Below are 17,276 nucleotides of genomic sequence, written 5' to 3' on the forward strand. Positions count from 1 at the left end.
TCATGGGGTGGAGTCGACCACGCCGTCGGCGAGCAAGGACTCGATCCGGGTCTCGGAATACCCGGCAGCGAGCAGCACGTCGCGCGTGTCGGCCCCCGGCGCGCGTCGCGGACGGGGAACCGTGGGCGGTTGACCGTCGAAGCGCGGAGCGGGTGCGGGCTGGACGACGTCGTCCACGGTCACAAAGGTGTTGCGCGCCTGATGATGCGGATGTTCGATGGCCTCGGACATCGTCAGGACCGGCGCGTAGCAGGTGTTCCGCCCGGCGAACGCGGAGTCCAGTTCCGCGCGGTCGTATTCCGCGACCCGCTTCTGCAGCACGATGCGGTAGTCGTCCCACCGTTCCGGGTCGAGGTGGTCGTGTCGCATCACCTCCGGCAGTCCGAGGACATCGCACAGCTCCAGCCAGAACTGGTTCTCGATCGCACCGATACTGACCCACTTGTCATCTCGGGTTCGGTAGACGTCGTAGAAGAAGGCGCCGGTGTCGAGGAGGTTCGCACCCCTGTCCTCGACGAAGGAGTCCTCGGCGCGATAGGAGTGGAACATGGCCATCAGCGCCGAGGCGCCGTCGATCATCGCCGCATCGACGACCCGTCCTCCGTGACCGGCTCGCGCGGAGAGTATTCCGGCGAGCATGCCGAATGCGAGGAAGGTCCCGCCGCCGCCGAAATCACCCACCAGATTCAGCGGGGGAACCGGGGGTTCCCCCTTCCGGCCGATCTGATGCAGTGCCCCGGTGAGGGCGATGTAGTTGATGTCGTGTCCGGGGAGCTGGGCCATCGGGCCGGACTGTCCCCACCCGGTCATACGCCCGTACACGAGGTCCGGATTGACCCGTTGGCAGTCTTGCGGTCCCACGCCGAGACGCTCGGCGACACCGGGCCGGAACGTCTCGATGAGTCCGTCGGCGTCGGCGCACAGGCGGCGGACGACATCGGTACCCGCTTCGGTCTTGAGGTCGACCGCGATGTGCCTACGACTGCGGAACAGGATGCCGTGCCCGCCGACCGCCCACGGGTTTCCCCCGGGACGGTCGACGGTGATGACCTCGGCACCCATGTCCGCCAGCATCATCGCCGCGAACGGACCCGGTCCGATGCCCGCGAGCTCGATGATGCGCGTGCCGGCCAGGGGCGGGGTCGGTGACTCGCTCACTGCTTCACGACCACCGGCATGCCGCCCTTGTTCGCGGCGATGTCGGCGTGGACCTCGTCCGGGTTGGCCACCGCCATCTCCTTGCTCGCGCCATCGGGCAGCTTGATGGCGTCGTTGAACTGACGCAGCATCGTGAAGGCGGCCTTCTCGTCGTCGTGCGGCAGAATCCGTCCGACTCGATCGGCAAGGGACACCAGCGGACTGATGGTGGGCAGGATGTGCCTCCACCCGGTCTTCTCCACGCCGAGTGCGTCCATCACATGCGGGGGAATCCACGAGTGCAACAGTCCGTAGGCGAGCTTGAGCCTGCGCTCGTTGGTCATGAACTTCGCCACGGGGCCGGGTAGCACCTCGACGTCCCCGGGGGGATTCTCCACGCTGTATTCGATGATCGAATGCACGACATCGTGGCAGAGCTCGTCGGGCGGCAACTCGATGAGGGTGTGCAGGTCGGTCTTGCGGCGGGCGTCCTCGTAGTCCGTGTGCAGGATGTCCTCGGGGACACCGATGACATAGCCGACGTAGCGGCTGAGGGCGAAGATGTCCTCGAGTTCGCGGTCGCTGTAACGGAACCCCGACGACTGGACCGCGTCGGTGAACTTGACGCCGAACTGTCCGGCCTGGGTGACCATGCTGTCGAGGTTGTTGATCGGGATGCCCCATCCGGCCCAGTCCCAGTGGTCGGATCGTCCCAGACTGTGCCGGACCGCGGCATGGATCATCCGGACCTTCGCGGTGAGCCGGAACCCCTCCTCGAATCGCTGCATCCCGCCCGGGGTGTACGCGGCCACCACGTACCGGAAACTCTCGATGAGTCGAGTGCCGACCTTGTCCTGCTCGCGGAGGCGTCCGCTGAACAGCACGGGACGCGTGGCGCTGTACATCGAGAACCCGCCGGCGATCGCACCCCAGGCGAGGACGGGCGGGACGATGGGCCCGGCCCGCCAGAACGCGACCGCGCCCCGGTAGAGCTGATCGAAATCCACCCATTCGGGAATGTGGTCGAGTTGATCGAAGAGCGCGACGAGACCCGGACTGGGGTCGTCGATGGCGTCGATCCCGTGGTCGAGCGCCTGATCGAACGTGCGCCAGGTCGAATTGTTCGACTTGTCCTTGAAATCGAGCATCGCCGCGTAGGCATAGTCGTCGGCGAGGAGGGCGTGATCGGTCAGCTTCTCGACCAGATCACGCCCGTACATCGCGATTGCTCTGTCCTTGTTGGCAATTCGTCCCAGATCGATGCCGCGGGGCAACCCGGGCGGCACGTCGAGGTCGCCACGAAATGACATCTTCTCCGTATGTGGCTCGGTGATGGTCATCGCGCCTCCTATGAATTCGACTCGGAACGTCGACCGCATGTGATCGCCGTTACAGCACAGGGTAGACTGTACTGAACACTATGTCTACACTCCCTGTATGGTCGCCCGTCGGCCTCGCCGCCGTCGATGCGGCGGCCCCAACGGATCGAGGAGTTCAGATGTCACAGTTGTCCGCGCAGGCCGGCGAAGGGTCGGTGTCGTCCGTGGATTCGTCGTCGTATGAGACGTTGCGTCAGCTGTTGTCGTCGCGGTGGAGCTGTCGCGCTTTCCGGTCGGAGGACGTGCCTCGGGAAGAGATCGACCGGGTGCTCGACCTGGCCCGAATGACGCCGTCCTGGTGCAACACCCAGCCCTGGCACGTCGACATCGTGAGTGGCGCGGCGACCGTGCGTCTCCGGGAGGCCCTCCGGGCCGCCATTTCCGAAGGGCCGACACAGAATCCCGACATCGAGTTCCCGGTGTCCTATCAGGGTGTGTATCAGGAGCGCCGTCGCGAGAGTGGACTGCAGCTGTATGCGAGCCTCGGGATCGACAAGTCCGACCGGGCTGGGTCGGCGCGACAGATGTTGCGCAACTTCGACTTCTTCGATGCGCCGCACGTCGCGATCGTCACGACCGAGGCCGCGCTGGGTCCCTACGGCGCCGTCGACTGTGGACTGTTCGTGAGCAATTTCGTCCTGGCGGCCCACTCCGCGGGGATCGCGACCATTCCGCAGGCGGCGCTGGCGGCGCAGGCGCCGGTCATCCGTGAGCAACTCGGGCTCGACCCCGGACGGCATGTGGTCGTCGGGATCTCGTTCGGCTATCCCGACGACGACGCGCCGGTCAACTCCTACCGGACCGGTCGTCAGTCGACGTCCGAGGTCGCGACCTTTCATCGATGACCCACACTGCCACTGCGGCAGTGCTTTACGGAGACAGCTCAGTGCTGATCACTTGCCGGGCGCGACCGCGCCCGTTCACGACCAGGAGATGACTTCATGTTGACAACCCGAACGAGCCTCGTCGAGTCGATGGGCGCGGTCTCATGACACTGCGACACGTGCGAGTGCGTGACGGTGTCGAGATCGGTGTGCGCGAACTCGGTGACGGGCCAGGCGTCCTGCTCATCCACGGCTGGTCTCTCAGCAGCGAGGTGTGGGACCGGCAGATACGAGTGCTGGCCGAGAGCGGCCATCGGGTCGTCGCCATGGATCTGCGTGGTCACGGACGCTCGGACGCACCGCTGGACGGTTACGACATCGACTCTCTCGCCCGCGACGCCGCCGAGGTCATCGAACAGTGCGGGCTCGGCCCCGCTGCGGTGGTGGGCTGGTCGCTCGGCGGAATGGTCGCCCTTCGCCTGGCGTGCGAACGTCCCGACCTGGCGCGTTCCCTGGTTCTGGTGGCCACCAACGGAGTCGCGGCGGCCCGGTGCGAGGACTTTCCCTTCGGCGTACCCCCGGACGGCCCCCTCGAGAGCCTGCTCGCGGCGGAGCACGCCGATCGGGTCACGTTGCGGCGTCGTGCCGTCGGCGACCCGTTCAAGGGCTCGCCGGACCGGCACGTCCTCGACTGGTTGCACCGCATCTCGCTGCAGACACCGAGCTGGGCCGGCCGCGCGGCGCTTCGAACGCTCATGTGCACCGAGCAGACGCGTCTGCTGGACGATCTCTCGGTACCGGTCACGCAGATCATCGGTACGGCGGACCCCGCGTTGTCGGTTCGCGGTGCGCGATGGGTGCGTGAGCGGCTCGGCAGCACTCTCGTCGAGTTCGATGTCGGGCACTATCCGATGCTGGAGTGTCCGGACGAATTCGACGCGGCGCTGCTGAGCGGGGTCCGATCGGTGCAGGCCCCGGTCGGATGACCCGAGTGGCGACAGACGTCATGTCCGGACATCGAGTATGATGGCGAGATGACTTCGAGTTCCTTCGTGCGACGGCGCCCCCGTGACTACGACGGAAGCTCCCCGGCGGAACTCGCGGTGTTCAAGGCCACGGAGGAGCTTCTGACCTCCACGTCTCTCCAGGATCTGACCGTCGCGCAGATCCTGGAGACGGCCGGACTCTCCCGGGCCAACTTCTATCACTACTTTGCCAACAAGTACGACGTGCTGGTGGCGCTTCTGGGACAGGTGTTCGACGAGTCGTACGGGAACGACGCGCCGTGGTCCACCGATCCCGGACGAGACCGGGCTCGCAGCATGGGTTCGAGTCTCGAGCACACGCTCGAGATGTGGTCGCGGCACGGCGCGGTCATCTGTGCGGTCATCGAGCACATGCACAGCAAGCCCGCTGTCGCCGCTGCCTGGCAACGGATGTTCGAGCAGTTCGTCTCGGCGGTCGCCGAACAGATCAAGTTCCTCCGAGCGGAGGGTCGTGCGCCGGACGGCGCCCCCGCCGACATGCTCGCCGCGATGCTGGTCGGCGGTTCCGAGCGGGCCTTCTACGTCAGCACGCGTGGGCTGGACGACCGGCTCCCCGCCGCGGCGAGCGTCACCACGTCTCTGAGTGCGATCAACGAAGCGGCCATCTACGGCGGCCGAACGGCACAGCGGGCGAAGCGGAAGAAGGCGGGACGTCCGGTCGACACCGCGCGAGAGCTGTTGCCTGCCGCCCAGGATGCGCCGGCCGAGACCGAGACGGCGCAGAACATCCTCCAGGCCATGCGGGAACTGCTGCTGACCGAGACGCTCGCGCAATTGTCTGTCGCCAAGATCCTGAAGCACTCCAACACCTCTCGGGCGTCGTTCTACTTCTACTTCCGTAGCAAGGAAGACGCCTTCGTCGTGCTGTTCCGGGAGGCGGCCAAGGACATCGTCTCGGCGTTGACCGCGGTCGCCGACGTCGACCGTCAGGACCCGTCTGCCCTCCTCGAGCAGGTCGGGCAGTGGCTGCACCTCGACGGTTACGCGGGCGCCGTCATCAAGAACGCCGTCCACGAATGGCCGCGCCTGCCCGAACTGCGCGCCGAGTACCTCGCGGCGATGAATGCCATGGAGACGACTCTGGAGTCGATCATTCTCACCGATCGCGAACGAGGACTGGCGCCGGACGGCCCTCCCGCACGCGAGTACACCGCCACACTCCTGTGGACCATCGAGCGCACGATCGCGGGATCACTGGCCGGCGAGGCGCATCTCACCGACATCGACGCGGTCACCGACATGGTGGCCAGGTTCATGTACGCGGCCATCTACGGAACCCGTTGAGATACAGCGGAACCCGCTGACATCGTCCGAAGCCGCCGAACCTCGGCGGAGTCTGATGCGCGGGCGCGCTCAGGATCTCGGACGTGATGCGAATCGCGTGATCGCGGAGCGGAAATGGTCTCCGTCCACCAGTGCGGTCTGTCCTGCGATCTCCGACTCGAACGAATCCTCGAGGCGGTGGAGGAATGCGACGTTCAGGCTGGCCTTGGTCGCGGCGTAGGCGTCGGTGGGCCCGGATGCGAGTTCTCGGGCGAGGGCCTCGGTGTGGCCGGACAGATCGTCGTCATCGACCACCGCGTCGATCAAGCCCCATGCCAGCGCGGTGTCGGCGTCGATTCGCTCTGCGAGCAGGGCCATCCGGGATGCGCGGCCGAACCCGACTCGAGCCCCGACGAGGAGTGATGCCCCGCCGTCGAGGGTCAGTCCCACTTTCGAGAACGCCAGTGCGAAGGACGACGACTGTGCGCCGACGACGTGGTCGCACGCGACCGCCACGGCGCAACCGACCCCCGCGGCCGCGCCGTTCACGGCTGCTATGACGGGTTTCGGCATCTCGCGCAGCCGACGGACGATCGGGTTGTAGAACCGGGTGAGCTCGCGCTCCGTGCGCGGCGCCAACCGGACGTGCGGACCGATCTCATCGAGCGCGAGATCGGCGCCCGCGGAGAATGCGCGACCTCGCCCGGTGATCAGGACACACCGCACCGCGTCGTCCTCCGCGGCCGCGACGACGGCGTCGAGGAAGTCCCGCTGGAGCGCGTCGTCGAATGCATTGAGCGAGGCGGGCCGCGACATCGTCAGGCGAGCGACCCCGTCGCCCGTCGCGGTCTCGAGGGTCTCGGTGTGCGAGGTGACGGTCCAGTCGATCATGCGTGTCACCATAATCCAGACGTTGCATCCAGACAATTTGTATGCTGGCCGGGACAATCGTCCCACTCGGGCCGCCCGAGTGATTGACATCACGTCTGAACACTATGTACGCTCACCGCACATCCAGCTGAGGGCCAGGTCCTCGAAGCACGTAGAAAGCGACGATCACCGATGAGCGTTACCGAGATATCGACGAGCGAGGCGCGCAGTGAGCCGGGTGCGGCTCTGGCGCTGGCGCGCAGGGCATTCGACAGCGGTCGGACGAGGCCGCTGTCGTGGCGGGTCGCGCAGCTCGAGGGACTGCTGCGGTTCATCGACGAGTGCGAACCGGCGATCGCGGCCGCGATCGAAGCCGATCTCGGGCGCGGGCACATGGCGACCTTCATGGCCGACGTCGCACCGGTCCGCCACGAGATCCGGCACACCCTCGCGCATCTGGGTCGTTGGGTGAAGCCCGAGAAGGTTCGGATGAGTGCGGCGACCGCGCCGGGCAAGGCGTGGGTGGTCTCGGAGCCGAAGGGTGTCGCGCTCATCCTCGGCGCCTGGAATTTCCCCCTTCTGCTGACCCTGCACCCGTTGGTGAGTGCGCTCGCCGCCGGTAACGCTGCGGTGGTCAAGCCGTCCGAACTCTCGGCCGCCACCGCACGGCTGCTGTCCGAGCAGCTGCCGCGGTACCTGGACACCGAGGCCGTTTCGGTCGTGCTCGGTGACGCGGAGGTCAGTGCCTCGCTCGCCGCTCAGCCCTTCGATCACACGTTCTTCACCGGCTCGACCTCGGTCGGCCGGGCTGTCATGGAGGCGAGTGCCCGCCATCTGACCCCGGTCACGCTGGAGCTGGGCGGGAAGAGCCCCGTGATCGTCGCGGCGGATGCGGACCTCGACGTCGCCGCGCGTCGAATCGCCTGGGCGAAGTCGGTGAACGCCGGCCAGACGTGCACCGCCCCGGACTATGTCCTCGTCGAGGAGTCGGTGCGGCCGGCGCTGGTCGGGCGGTTGCTCGAGGAGCTGCCGCTGCGCGCCGCCTACGACACCACCCGCATCGTCAATCAGCGTCACGTCGACCGACTGCGGCGCGTTCTCGGCACACACGGTGGTGGGCAGTACGGCGGCGAGATCGACGATGCCAAGCGAACCATCAAGCCGGCGCTGGTCACCGACCCCGATCTCGGCTCGGAGCTGATGCAGGAAGAGATCTTCGGTCCGATCCTGCCGCTCGTCTCGGTCCCCGACGTCGCGGCCGCGGCCGCGTTCGTCAACGCGCGACCCAAACCCCTTGCGCTCTATCTCTTCACCGAGTCGAAGGCGGTCGAGGAGTTCGTGGTCGAGCAGACGTCGTCCGGTTCGGTCGTGGTCAACCACCTGCTGTATCAGCTGCTGGTGCCGGAATTGCCGTTCGGCGGAGTCGGCGCATCGGGTATGGGGAACTACCACGGCAGGAACGGGTTCGACACATTCAGTCACCGGAAGTCGGTCCTGAGCAAACCCGCCCGCCCGGACCTCGCCGCCACCTATCCGCCGTACGGACGCTCCATGGAGAAGGTCCTCCGGCGATTGATGGGCTGATGAACTACAAGGATTAGGTATTGCGTGATCGACCGCGGGCGAACGCGAGGATTTGTCCGTGTGTCCGCACAGGTGCCGTGCCCGGCACGGCTTCTGTGCGGATTCCGGGGGTCTGGGTTTCGCATGGGGTCTGAACTGGTCGTATGTCCGACGCCGAAGCCGGGTCGTGGGGCGTTGGCGAGGTCCGTCGGAATGGCAGAGCTGCTGACACTTGACGAGATACGTCTTATGTCTGCTAGCCTCTTAACGATCGCAAGTGGCGGGGATCACAGTAGTTGAGCTAAAGGCTTTAGGCCACATGTCACGCGCGCCTCAGCCCGGTGGCGCGCACCGCGAGCGTCGCGCGGCCCGGCAGGTGGCGGCCGGTCGTGGCGCAGAAAACCGAGGCGGACGCGGTATCCGCGAGAATTCGAGAGGATCCAAATGACTGTCAGTGCTCTGGGGGAGCGCAGTCCGGGAATCAGATCGGCCGAGGCCCTCCGCAAGGTGGGCGGCGGCGTGATCGACCGGATCACCCGCAGTCTGGCGACCATCGGTCGCTCGGCGCGACTGGCGATGGAGATGATCCGCTTCGCGATCACCGACGCGATCTCGATGCGTCTGGCCGGCGCCGAGGTGATCGATCAGATGTGGAAGCTGTTCAAGGTCACCGCACTCCCGGCCCTGCTCATGGCGGTCCCGATCGGCGCGGAGGTCTCGGTCCAGGTCGGCGGCGTCATGGACCAGGTCGGCGCGAACTCGCTCGCCGGCGCAGCCTCCGGCCTGGGTGTCGTAAACCAGGGCGCGCCCATGGCGGCCGGCCTCCTGATGAGCGGCGCCGCGGCATCGGCGATCGCCTCGGACCTCGGCGCGCGGTCCATCCGGGAGGAGATCGAGGCGATGCGGGTCATCGGCGTCAATCCGGTCCAGCGGCTCATCGTGCCCCGATTCCTGGCGATGCTCGCCATCGCCCCGGCCTTGTGCGTCATGATCATCGCGTCGGGTGTCGCTGCCGGACTGGCGATCTCGGCCAATGTGAACGACGTGGTCCCGGCCAGCTTCTGGCAGTCTTTCGGAACCTTCGCGACTCCGACGGACTTGATGTTCTCCGTGCTCAAGTCGGTCCTGTTCGCGTTCATCGTCGTGGTGATCGCCAGCTTGCGGGGACTGGAGGCGAAGGGTGGCCCGAAGGGTGTCGCCAACGCGGTCAACGCCTCGGTTGTCCTCAGTGTCCTGTGCATCTTCATGACGAACATGGCGGTCAGTCAGCTGCAGGCCATGTTCTTCCCGGCCCGATTGGCGTGACGCGATGACGACAGAAGCCCTCTCACGACCGAGCATCGTGGCCCGTGTCGGCCGATCGGTGAGCGATCGATTCACCGCCGCGTTCGCGACCTTCGGCCAGATCGTCTTGTTCGTGGGCAAGACATTCGCCTTGCTGCCCACGACGATCCGGCACTACCGCAAGCAGACGATGAAGACCATGAACGACATGGCGTGGGGTAGCGGTTCGATCATCGTCGACGGTGGCGTGGTCAGCCTGATGTTCTTCCTCGGGATCGCCGTCGGGTCGGTCGTGGCGATCATGGCCTTCATGGCGTTCGACCTGCTCGGCTTCGGCGCCCTCACCGGGATCATCAACTCGTTCGGCAACATCCGTGTCGTCGCGCCGATCATCACCGGTATCGGGTTCGCGGCTCAGGCGGGCTGCCGCATGACCGCCGAGATCGGCGCCATGCGGATCTCCGAGGAGATCGACGCCACCGAGACCATGGGTCTGCGCGCCATCCCGTTCGTCGTCGGGACCCGGCTGATCGGCGGGATGCTCGTGGTCTTGCCCAGCTATCTCATGGCCCTGGTCGTCAGCTTCCTGACAGGTGGGCTGATCGTGAAGCTCTTCCACGAACAACCCGAGGGGACCTACGACCACTACTTCGCCCAGTTCGTGTCGATACCCGACTTGTTGGCGTCGGTCGCCAAGGCACTCATCTTCTGCGCGGTCATCACCATCATCCACTGCTACTACGGGTATTTCGCCTCCGGTGGACCGGCGGGTGTCGGGGCTGCGTCCGGACGGGCGATCCGCGCGAGTCTCGTTGCCATCGTTGTTCTCAATTTCCTCATGACCGTGGCCATCTGGGGCCTCAATCCGGTCCTTCCGTTCAGGGGTTGATGTGTCGTCTTACAGCAGTCAGGACTTCATCCGCGGGGATGCTCGAGGCCAGACCCGGACTCTCGTGTACGCCGGCATCGCCGCGGTCGCGGTGCTCGTGGTCATCGTCACGGTGTTCGCTGTGGTGTACCCCCGGGCCACCGCGCCCAAGGGCACCGACCTGCACCTCGTGTTGCCCGCCCTCGGACCCGGCGTGGACACCGGAAGCCGAATCCTTTTGCGCGGCGCGGAGGTCGGTGAAGTCACGGCCATCGACTCCACCGATCCCGACGTCGTACACGTCGATGTGGTGCTCGATGCCCAGGCCGCGGAGAGCCTCACCGATTCGTTCGAGGTCGACTACCGGCCGCAGAACTACTTCGGCGTCACCGCGGTGAACCTGATCGCCATGCCGGGCGGGGCGCATCTCTCCGACGGGCAGACCGTCCGCCGTTCCGCGGCGCCCGACTTCACGATGTCGACCATGATCGAGCGGAGTTCGATCGTCGTGGACGGGACCCTGACGCGGGACATGATCGACAGCCTCGACGAGGTGATGCGGTACGCCGACGGTCTCTCGCCGCTGATCGAGACCGCGATCATCTTCACGGACAAGGTGGCCCGAACCCAGCGGCACATGCCCAGCACGCTGCTGCGCGAGATGAACGACCTCGCCGAGGCGTTCCCGGGATTCAACCGGGAGGCCATGAAGAGTCTCTACGCGATCACCGAGAGCGTCTTCAACAAGATGCCGGACGGGTCGCGCGGCGTCGACGAGGCCTATCACGACCTGATGAACCGATCACTGAACGTGGCCTCCGGTGGGCTGTTCGGCGCGGCCGGAACGCTCCTCGCGTCGCATGCGACGGATCTGACGCCCCTGGTCACGTCCTTCAAGTACCTGATCGACCCGGTGCCGCAGATGATCGGCGGCGGCGCGTCGATGGCGAAGACACGAAAGGCAATCGAACAGTTGCGCAACAGTTTCAGAGGCGACGACGCGAGCAAGACGCTGCAGCTGCGCCTCCTGCTCGACAGTGTCCCCGCAGTCTCGGGTCCGCTGGAGAAGATGCGTGCAGTCGGCCCACGCGCAGGAGGTAACTGAGATGGCATCTCGCAGCACAGTTGTCGCCGGTGCCAAGGTCGCGGTGGTCGCAGCGGTGACGGTCATGCTGTTCGTGCTCGTCGTGAACGCCATGCGCAATCCGGTGGATGCCAGTGTGGTCACCTACCGTGCCGACTTCACCGACGCATCGGGTCTCCACGACAACGGCGACGTCCGATTCCGCGGGAAGCGGATCGGCAAGATCATCTCGGTGGACCTCGAACGCGATGACGACGGAAAGCCCTACGCAAGCGTCGAGTTCACCATGGATGACAGTCAGAAACTGACGTCGACCTCGACCCTGGCGATCAAGTACCAGAATCTCACCGGCGTGCGGTATCTGGACCTGCAGCCCGGTGAGACGACGGGGCGCATGGTGAGCCATGCGACAACAGCGCAGACCGTCCCGTCCTTCGACATCACATCGCTGTTCAACGGTCTCCAGCCGGTGCTGACGACGATGAACGCCGACGAGGTCAACCAGTTCAGTGAGAACGCCATCGCCCTGCTCCAGGGTGACGGCAGTGGACTCGGGCCGATGCTGGAGAGCACGCAGAAGCTGGCGAGGTTCGCCGAGAACCGTCAGCAGCTCATCTCGACGCTGACGTCGAATCTGGCCCGTATCGCCGACACGATGGGCGGCCGGTCGCCGCAGGTCATGGGCTTCCTGGAGGCTGTCGATCTACCCATCAGCAACGCCATGACCGTGCTGGACGAATTCGCGGTGACCGCGAGCGCCGGCCCCGCACTGTTCGAACCGATCGAGAGGCTCCTGGTGGCGCTCGGTGTCAACGAGGAATTCGACGTCGACGTGTTCCTGAAGACCACCTTCTCGTCCATGCAAGAAGCGTTGAAGTCCTTCCAGCTGATGCCGAACGCACTCGCCGGACTGCGCGGCATCGACACCCATGCATCGTTCAGCAAGCAGTGCGCCAACGGACGCGCACACATCCCGTCCGACGTCCGAATCCTGATGACCGGCAGCGAGGTGGTCCTGTGCAATCGATGAACCAGAAAGGGATTCGCAGGTTCACGTCGAACGACGGCGTACTCGGCGTGGTCGTACTCGTGGTGGTGGTGGCCCTCCTCGGCACCCTTGCGATCATCTACCTGCGCCCACCGGGCCAGAAGACGATCACCTTCGAGGTCACCGATGCGTCGGCGATCGAGACCGGTCAGGACATTCGCGTCGCGGGCATCAGCATCGGCAAGGTCTCCGAGGTGGCCCTCCAACCCGACCGGGTGAAGGTCACCGCACGGATAGACGAAGAGACCTTCGTGGGTGACCAGACGAAGATGGAGGTCCGGATGCTCACGCCGGTGGGCGGATACGCGATCACCATGATCCCGCTCGGTCGCGAAGAACTGAAGTCCCCGATCCCGGCCGGCCGGGTGACGGTGCCGTACTCGATCGGTGACGTGATCCAAGCCGTGCCCAGCACGACCGACACGGTCGACACCACCGAGGTCAATGCGAACCTGGATCAGGTCGCCGGCGCCCTGGACGGAAACGACACCTCGCTGCGTTCGATCGTGAACGGGCTCGAGTCGGTGACCTCAGTGTTCGACCGACAGCGCGGCCAGGTTCACCAGATCGCCGCTCTCGCCTCCGAATACCTGCAGACGTTCAACGGAAACCGGGAGTTCGTCTTCGAGCTGATCCGCAAGATCGACATGGTCGTGAGCACCTACCACGTGAACTCCGCGGGCTTCAACTACGCCTACAAACTGTTCGCGAACGTCCTCATGAAGCTGGCCCCGTTCATGCGGTTCTACCTCAACCACAGTGAACTGGTCTCCACTCACGTGAACCAGATGAAAGACACGATCATCCGCCTGCAACAACAACTCGGGCCGGCCATCGACGGTCTGGTGGCGACGCGGAAGAAGCTGGCGCAGTGGATGACACCCGAAGGCATGCGGCAGGTCGGGGGCGGCACCCTGTGGACCGAGAACGTGTGCATCCCCATCCCCGGAAGGAACTGCTGATGAGAGCGATCGTTGGCTCCTCGAAACGGCGGCTCGCCATCTCGCTGGGGACCGTGGTGGTGTTGCTCGGCGTGATCACCACGATCGGATTGACGTCGGCAGGCGCCACCGGCGTCGACGACAGTGCGCCCGGCGGTGACGGGTTCTGCGTCGACATCGCGGACACGATCGGTCTGTACGAGGGAAACCCGGTGACACAGATGGGCATCCGGGTCGGAACCATCGATCGGATAGAGAGCCGAGGTGACCATGTACGGGTCACCTTCGCCCTCGATCCCGGTCGCACGTACCCAGCAGACGTCAAGGCGGTGACCAGATCCAAGTCGCTGCTGGCCGACCGGAGTCTGGAGCTGGTGGGCAACTACACCGGTGGACCGGTCCTCGAGGAGGGTACGTGCGTGGGCGTGGAGAACTCGTTCACCCCCAAGAGCATCTCCGAGGTCGCCGCGTCGGCATCGGACTTCCTGAAATCGCTGTCCGACAACGGTGGCGACGACCTCGAGACGGTTCTCGACGGCGCCGACCGAGCTTTTGCCGGGACCGGCCCGCAGGCGGCACGGATGTTCGAGAACGCGGCCCGCGCGGCGCAGAATCCCGACGCATTCGTCGCAGACATCGGTTCGTCCATCAGGGACATGGCACCGCTGACCGACGACGCCGTGAAGAACTGGGATCAGATCATGTCGATCATGAACCAGATGCCCTCGGTCACCCAGCTCGGTACGACCCTGTTCTACGACGTCGCGAGGTTCTGCCGAGGGATCGGTTGGACGATCGCGCTGATGTACGACATCCAGCGCAATTACGGCGAGGACATCCTGTGGCCGCTGCTCCACGGACCGGTGGAGGACATCATCGCCTACGGCGCACAGCGGGCTCCCGAACTCGGGCAACTCGTGGCCATGACACCGTCGGTCGCCGCCGCCATGCGCGAACAGGAGTCGGTCTCGGGCGCGCTCTCGGTGCCTTATGTGGCGCCGAAGATCGACGTCGGGGGCGGCAAGTCGGCACCTGTCAACGCACTGTCCATCCTGTTGCAGAAGGCAGGTCTCCAGAAATGATCGGTAGACGAACCGTGCTCGGTCTGGCCGCGATGCTCGCACTCGTGGTCGGGCTCACCGGCTGTTCGGCGCTGAGTCCCAACCGGTTGCCGTCGGTGAAGAGCAGTGTGCCGCTTGACTATCAGGTGACACTCCAGTTCGCGAGTGTGCTCAATTTGCCGGACGGGGCCGACGTCATGATGAACGGCATCCAGGTCGGCCGGGTGCAATCCACCGAGACCACCGACGAAGGCGTCGACGTGGTGGTCGGACTGACCGACGACCGCCCGGTCCCCGCGGATTCCTCCGCGATCATCCGGCAGAACACGCCGCTCGGCGACACCTACCTGGCATTGCAACCGCCGGCGGGAGGCGGTGGTGAGCTGCTGCGCGACGGCAGCGTCATCCCGAGCGACCGTACGATATCGCCGCCGCCTCTAGAGGACACCATCGCTGTCCTCGCGTACTTCATCAACGGCGGCAGCATCCAGAAGGTCCAGGACACCATGGCGACGCTGAACCGCACGATGCCGCCGGTCAAGGACGTGCGCAAGATCGCGAGCACGGTGTCGAAGGACCTCGACGATCTCTCGCGCAACACCGGGCAACTCGACCGCACACTGAACAGCCTGAACGCGGTCGCCGGGTCCTTCTCCGACAGCCGGAACGAGATCGAGAACGTGTTCTCCGAGCAGGCCGAGCACTATTGGAAGACGGTGTCCTACTCGCTGGTTCGCCACATCAGCACCCTCCTGCCCTCGGTGGGGTCGGTGTTCACCGGCGGCCTGTTCCTCGTACCGCTGCTGAACTCGACGGCCGATGCCGCCGAGGCCGGTCGTGGGATGTGGGACCAGGCGCCCGCGACCGGGACGGCGATGGCGAAGTTCCTGGAGGACACGCTCATCCCGTTCGCGAAGAGGCCGTCGGTCAACATCGCCTCGGTGCAGGCCCCCTCGGTGCAGGCGGCCGGCAAGAAGGAACTGCTGGGCGACGCGAAGATGCTGCTGCGCATGTTGGGAGCGATCCGATGATCACCAAGACCAGGGTCTCGGTGGTGGCCATGCTGGCCATCGCGGGGCTGTCGATCGCCTACATACTCAGTGTCGGACTGCACGTGAACTCGCCATCGGCCCGACACGCGACCATCACGGTGCCGGATACGAACGGGATCCTGGTGGGTTCCCGAGTTCTGTTGCGCGGCATCGAGGTCGGGCATGTCACCGAGATCTCGCAGTCCTCGCGCGGCGCCGAGATCACCTGCAACTACGACGAGACCGAGAACATCCCCGTCGAGAGCAACTTCCGCGTCGACAATCTCTCGGCGCTCGGGGAGGCCTATGTCGCGGTGATGCCGACGACGTCCGGCGGCCCCTACCTGGCCGACAACGCCTACATCGAGGGCGAGAACGTCTCCAACGCGGCCACTTTCAAGGACCTCTCCGAACAGGTCACCGAAGTACTCGGACAAACCGATCCGGACAAGGTCCAGCGGGTGTTCGCCGAACTCGACATGGGACTGCCGGACGGGATCGAGGTCATCGAGGACCTCAACAAGGTGGGACGTCTGCTGACAGCCGAGTTCACGGCTCGTGCTGACGAACTGACCACGTTGCTGGCCACGATGCAGCCGCTGTTCATGCGCTCGGAGGCGATCCCGGGACTGATGCGCGCGACAACGCCGCACCTGGCCGGCTTCGGAATCGGCTTCGCCGAACTGGAATCGGGCGTCAAGGACGCCATCGACTGGAGTGGGCCGATGTACACGGGTATCACCCAGGGGGCGACGCCACTCGTCGCGGCCTTGCAGAAGTTCCTCGACGACAGCGGTGCGGACCTCAAGATCATCGGTGACAACCTGTTACCCGCCACCCGGTCGGGTGCGGCAGCGCTGCGGACCGTCGACGTCGGCAGGGTACTGGACAACGTGATCAACGCGACCGATTCCGGGGCAGTGGAGATCCGCATCCCGGCAGGGGGGTGACGGTGACCGACCCCGCAAGAGCGAGCGGGATTCTCCCAGCGGGCGTGACAAACGTTCCGGCACAAGCCAACCAGCAGAGATCGACAGGAGATCGGCGATGACGAAGACCATCACTTCCGACACGGACACCGAGGCCGACAAGACCGAGGCCGACAAGAACGAGAGCACGACGCCGGCAGACTCGGGGACTACCGAGAAGGCCGTCGGCGAGGACACCGGCTCGACCGCGGCGGAGCGCAGCGAGCGCACGCCGGACAAGAAGCCTGCCGGCCGGTCGGTGTCGTTGAGATCCATCGTGATCGGTGCCGTCGCGGTGCTCGTCATCGCTGCAGTGGCGCTGTTGGGTTGGCAGTGGAAGAGCGCGTCGGACGAGGTCGGTCGATTGGAGGCGACCGCGGCCGACAACGCTGCGGCCGAGAAGGTCGCCTTGGACTACGCCACCGGCGCCGCCGACATGAGCTTCGAGAACCCCGACGAGTGGCGGACACTGCTCACCAAGGGCACGTCCCCCGAACTCTCGGAACGACTTCGGCGTGCGTCGACCCAGATGGAACAGCTGCTGCGCCCGCTGCAGTGGTCCTCGACGGCGCAGCCGATCGCGGCCAAGGTCGAATCGGTCGACGGCAACACGTACCAGGTCGTCGCTTTCGTCAACGTGCAGACGAAGAACGTCCAGGCCCCGTCGGGAATCGAGTCCACCGCGACCTACCGGGTGACTCTCGACAAGAGCCAGAACTGGCTGATCACCGCGATCAGCAGCACGGGATCGAATCTGGATGCCGAGACCCCGGGAAATGAAGCTCCCGGCGGCGAACCGTCGATCCCCGGGAATCCGCCCGCCGGGCAACCCGCACCCGCCGACCCGCCGGTCCCGGGCAACTGACGACGAGATCTGGAGGAAGACAATGGGTGTTGAGGTCAGTGTCG

16 protein-coding genes are annotated in these 17,276 nt (G+C 65.6%); 13 read left to right on the top strand and 3 right to left on the bottom strand.

Features of this window, described 5'->3' with window-relative positions:
• Window positions 1-1,158 carry a CaiB/BaiF CoA transferase family protein gene (locus AMD30_RS17700; protein WP_010844059.1) on the bottom strand — a complete coding sequence of 386 codons (1,158 nt, stop codon included), beginning with the start codon at window positions 1,156-1,158 and terminating at the stop codon, window positions 1-3.
• Window positions 1,155-2,477, bottom strand: coding sequence for an oxygenase MpaB family protein (locus AMD30_RS17705; protein ID WP_010844060.1), 1,323 nt, complete (start codon window positions 2,475-2,477; stop codon window positions 1,155-1,157). The genes AMD30_RS17700 and AMD30_RS17705 overlap by 4 nt, the downstream gene beginning before the upstream one ends.
• Before the next feature lie 158 nt (window positions 2,478-2,635).
• Between AMD30_RS17705 and AMD30_RS17710 the strand changes: the two genes are divergently transcribed.
• The 3 genes from AMD30_RS17710 (at window position 2,636) to AMD30_RS17720 (ending at window position 5,670) form a co-directional block, all read left to right on the top strand.
• On the top strand, window positions 2,636-3,361 hold the full coding sequence (locus tag AMD30_RS17710) for a nitroreductase (RefSeq protein WP_010844061.1): 726 nt from the start codon (window positions 2,636-2,638) through the stop codon (window positions 3,359-3,361).
• 143 nt (window positions 3,362-3,504) lie between these two features.
• The gene (locus AMD30_RS17715; RefSeq protein WP_055476519.1) at window positions 3,505-4,326 is read left to right on the top strand and encodes an alpha/beta fold hydrolase; all 822 of its coding nucleotides are present in this window, start codon (window positions 3,505-3,507) and stop codon (window positions 4,324-4,326) included.
• A 48-nt stretch (window positions 4,327-4,374) separates the two neighbouring features.
• Window positions 4,375-5,670: a TetR/AcrR family transcriptional regulator gene (locus AMD30_RS17720; protein WP_010844063.1), complete on the top strand. Its 1,296-nt coding sequence runs from the start codon at window positions 4,375-4,377 to the stop codon at window positions 5,668-5,670.
• 69 nt (window positions 5,671-5,739) lie between these two features.
• Here AMD30_RS17720 and AMD30_RS17725 read toward each other — a convergent pair whose 3' ends face one another.
• Entirely contained in the window at window positions 5,740-6,540 is an 801-nt protein-coding gene (locus AMD30_RS17725) for an enoyl-CoA hydratase/isomerase family protein (RefSeq protein WP_035718013.1), read from the bottom strand.
• A gap of 171 nt (window positions 6,541-6,711) precedes the next feature.
• On the opposite strand from AMD30_RS17725, the gene AMD30_RS17730 reads away from it, so the two are divergent.
• The 10 genes from AMD30_RS17730 to AMD30_RS17775 all read left to right on the top strand — a co-directional run bounded on the left by AMD30_RS17730 (window position 6,712) and on the right by AMD30_RS17775 (window position 17,232).
• Window positions 6,712-8,103: an aldehyde dehydrogenase family protein gene (locus AMD30_RS17730; protein WP_010844065.1), complete on the top strand. Its 1,392-nt coding sequence runs from the start codon at window positions 6,712-6,714 to the stop codon at window positions 8,101-8,103.
• A gap of 423 nt (window positions 8,104-8,526) precedes the next feature.
• Complete coding sequence (locus tag AMD30_RS17735) at window positions 8,527-9,387, top strand: ABC transporter permease (protein WP_010844066.1); 861 nt, start codon at window positions 8,527-8,529, stop codon at window positions 9,385-9,387.
• A 4-nt stretch (window positions 9,388-9,391) separates the two neighbouring features.
• The gene (locus AMD30_RS17740; RefSeq protein ID WP_035718004.1) at window positions 9,392-10,255 is read left to right on the top strand and encodes an MlaE family ABC transporter permease; all 864 of its coding nucleotides are present in this window, start codon (window positions 9,392-9,394) and stop codon (window positions 10,253-10,255) included.
• A gap of 1 nt (window position 10,256) precedes the next feature.
• Complete coding sequence (locus AMD30_RS17745) at window positions 10,257-11,339, top strand: MlaD family protein (protein WP_035718007.1); 1,083 nt, start codon at window positions 10,257-10,259, stop codon at window positions 11,337-11,339.
• 1 nt (window position 11,340) lies between these two features.
• Window positions 11,341-12,348, top strand: coding sequence for an MlaD family protein (locus AMD30_RS17750; protein WP_010844069.1), 1,008 nt, complete (start codon window positions 11,341-11,343; stop codon window positions 12,346-12,348).
• Window positions 12,345-13,328: an MlaD family protein gene (locus AMD30_RS17755; RefSeq protein ID WP_010844070.1), complete on the top strand. Its 984-nt coding sequence runs from the start codon at window positions 12,345-12,347 to the stop codon at window positions 13,326-13,328. The genes AMD30_RS17750 and AMD30_RS17755 overlap by 4 nt, the downstream gene beginning before the upstream one ends.
• Window positions 13,328-14,389, top strand: coding sequence for an MlaD family protein (locus tag AMD30_RS17760; RefSeq protein WP_055476523.1), 1,062 nt, complete (start codon window positions 13,328-13,330; stop codon window positions 14,387-14,389). Before AMD30_RS17755 ends, AMD30_RS17760 begins: the two co-directional genes overlap by 1 nt.
• A complete protein-coding gene (locus AMD30_RS17765; RefSeq protein ID WP_014925261.1) occupies window positions 14,386-15,399 on the top strand; it encodes an MlaD family protein in 1,014 nt (337 codons plus the stop codon). The genes AMD30_RS17760 and AMD30_RS17765 overlap by 4 nt, the downstream gene beginning before the upstream one ends.
• Entirely contained in the window at window positions 15,396-16,349 is a 954-nt protein-coding gene (locus AMD30_RS17770) for an MlaD family protein (protein ID WP_055476520.1), read from the top strand. The genes AMD30_RS17765 and AMD30_RS17770 overlap by 4 nt, the downstream gene beginning before the upstream one ends.
• Window positions 16,350-16,446: 97 nt before the next feature.
• Entirely contained in the window at window positions 16,447-17,232 is a 786-nt protein-coding gene (locus AMD30_RS17775) for a hypothetical protein (RefSeq protein WP_055476521.1), read from the top strand.
• The last annotated feature ends 44 nt before the right edge of the window (window positions 17,233-17,276 follow it).

Source organism: Gordonia sp. HS-NH1 (assembly GCF_001418765.1).
In the GTDB taxonomy this organism is placed as follows: domain Bacteria; phylum Actinomycetota; class Actinomycetes; order Mycobacteriales; family Mycobacteriaceae; genus Gordonia.

What these genes read in the sequence shown, in the direction of transcription:
- AMD30_RS17775 (WP_055476521.1), top strand. Translation starts at nt 16,447, where the DNA reads ATGACGAAGACCATCACTTCCGACACGGACACCGAGGCCGACAAGACC.
- AMD30_RS17755 (WP_010844070.1), top strand. Translation starts at nt 12,345, where the DNA reads ATGAACCAGAAAGGGATTCGCAGGTTCACGTCGAACGACGGCGTACTC.
- AMD30_RS17750 (WP_010844069.1), top strand. Translation starts at nt 11,341, where the DNA reads ATGGCATCTCGCAGCACAGTTGTCGCCGGTGCCAAGGTCGCGGTGGTC.
- AMD30_RS17760 (WP_055476523.1), top strand. Translation starts at nt 13,328, where the DNA reads ATGAGAGCGATCGTTGGCTCCTCGAAACGGCGGCTCGCCATCTCGCTG.
- AMD30_RS17720 (WP_010844063.1), top strand. Translation starts at nt 4,375, where the DNA reads ATGACTTCGAGTTCCTTCGTGCGACGGCGCCCCCGTGACTACGACGGA.
- AMD30_RS17740 (WP_035718004.1), top strand. Translation starts at nt 9,392, where the DNA reads ATGACGACAGAAGCCCTCTCACGACCGAGCATCGTGGCCCGTGTCGGC.
- AMD30_RS17730 (WP_010844065.1), top strand. Translation starts at nt 6,712, where the DNA reads ATGAGCGTTACCGAGATATCGACGAGCGAGGCGCGCAGTGAGCCGGGT.
- AMD30_RS17725 (WP_035718013.1), bottom strand. Translation starts at nt 6,540, where the DNA reads ATGATCGACTGGACCGTCACCTCGCACACCGAGACCCTCGAGACCGCG.
- AMD30_RS17715 (WP_055476519.1), top strand. Translation starts at nt 3,505, where the DNA reads ATGACACTGCGACACGTGCGAGTGCGTGACGGTGTCGAGATCGGTGTG.
- AMD30_RS17710 (WP_010844061.1), top strand. Translation starts at nt 2,636, where the DNA reads ATGTCACAGTTGTCCGCGCAGGCCGGCGAAGGGTCGGTGTCGTCCGTG.
- AMD30_RS17735 (WP_010844066.1), top strand. Translation starts at nt 8,527, where the DNA reads ATGACTGTCAGTGCTCTGGGGGAGCGCAGTCCGGGAATCAGATCGGCC.
- AMD30_RS17770 (WP_055476520.1), top strand. Translation starts at nt 15,396, where the DNA reads ATGATCACCAAGACCAGGGTCTCGGTGGTGGCCATGCTGGCCATCGCG.
- AMD30_RS17765 (WP_014925261.1), top strand. Translation starts at nt 14,386, where the DNA reads ATGATCGGTAGACGAACCGTGCTCGGTCTGGCCGCGATGCTCGCACTC.
- AMD30_RS17705 (WP_010844060.1), bottom strand. Translation starts at nt 2,477, where the DNA reads ATGACCATCACCGAGCCACATACGGAGAAGATGTCATTTCGTGGCGAC.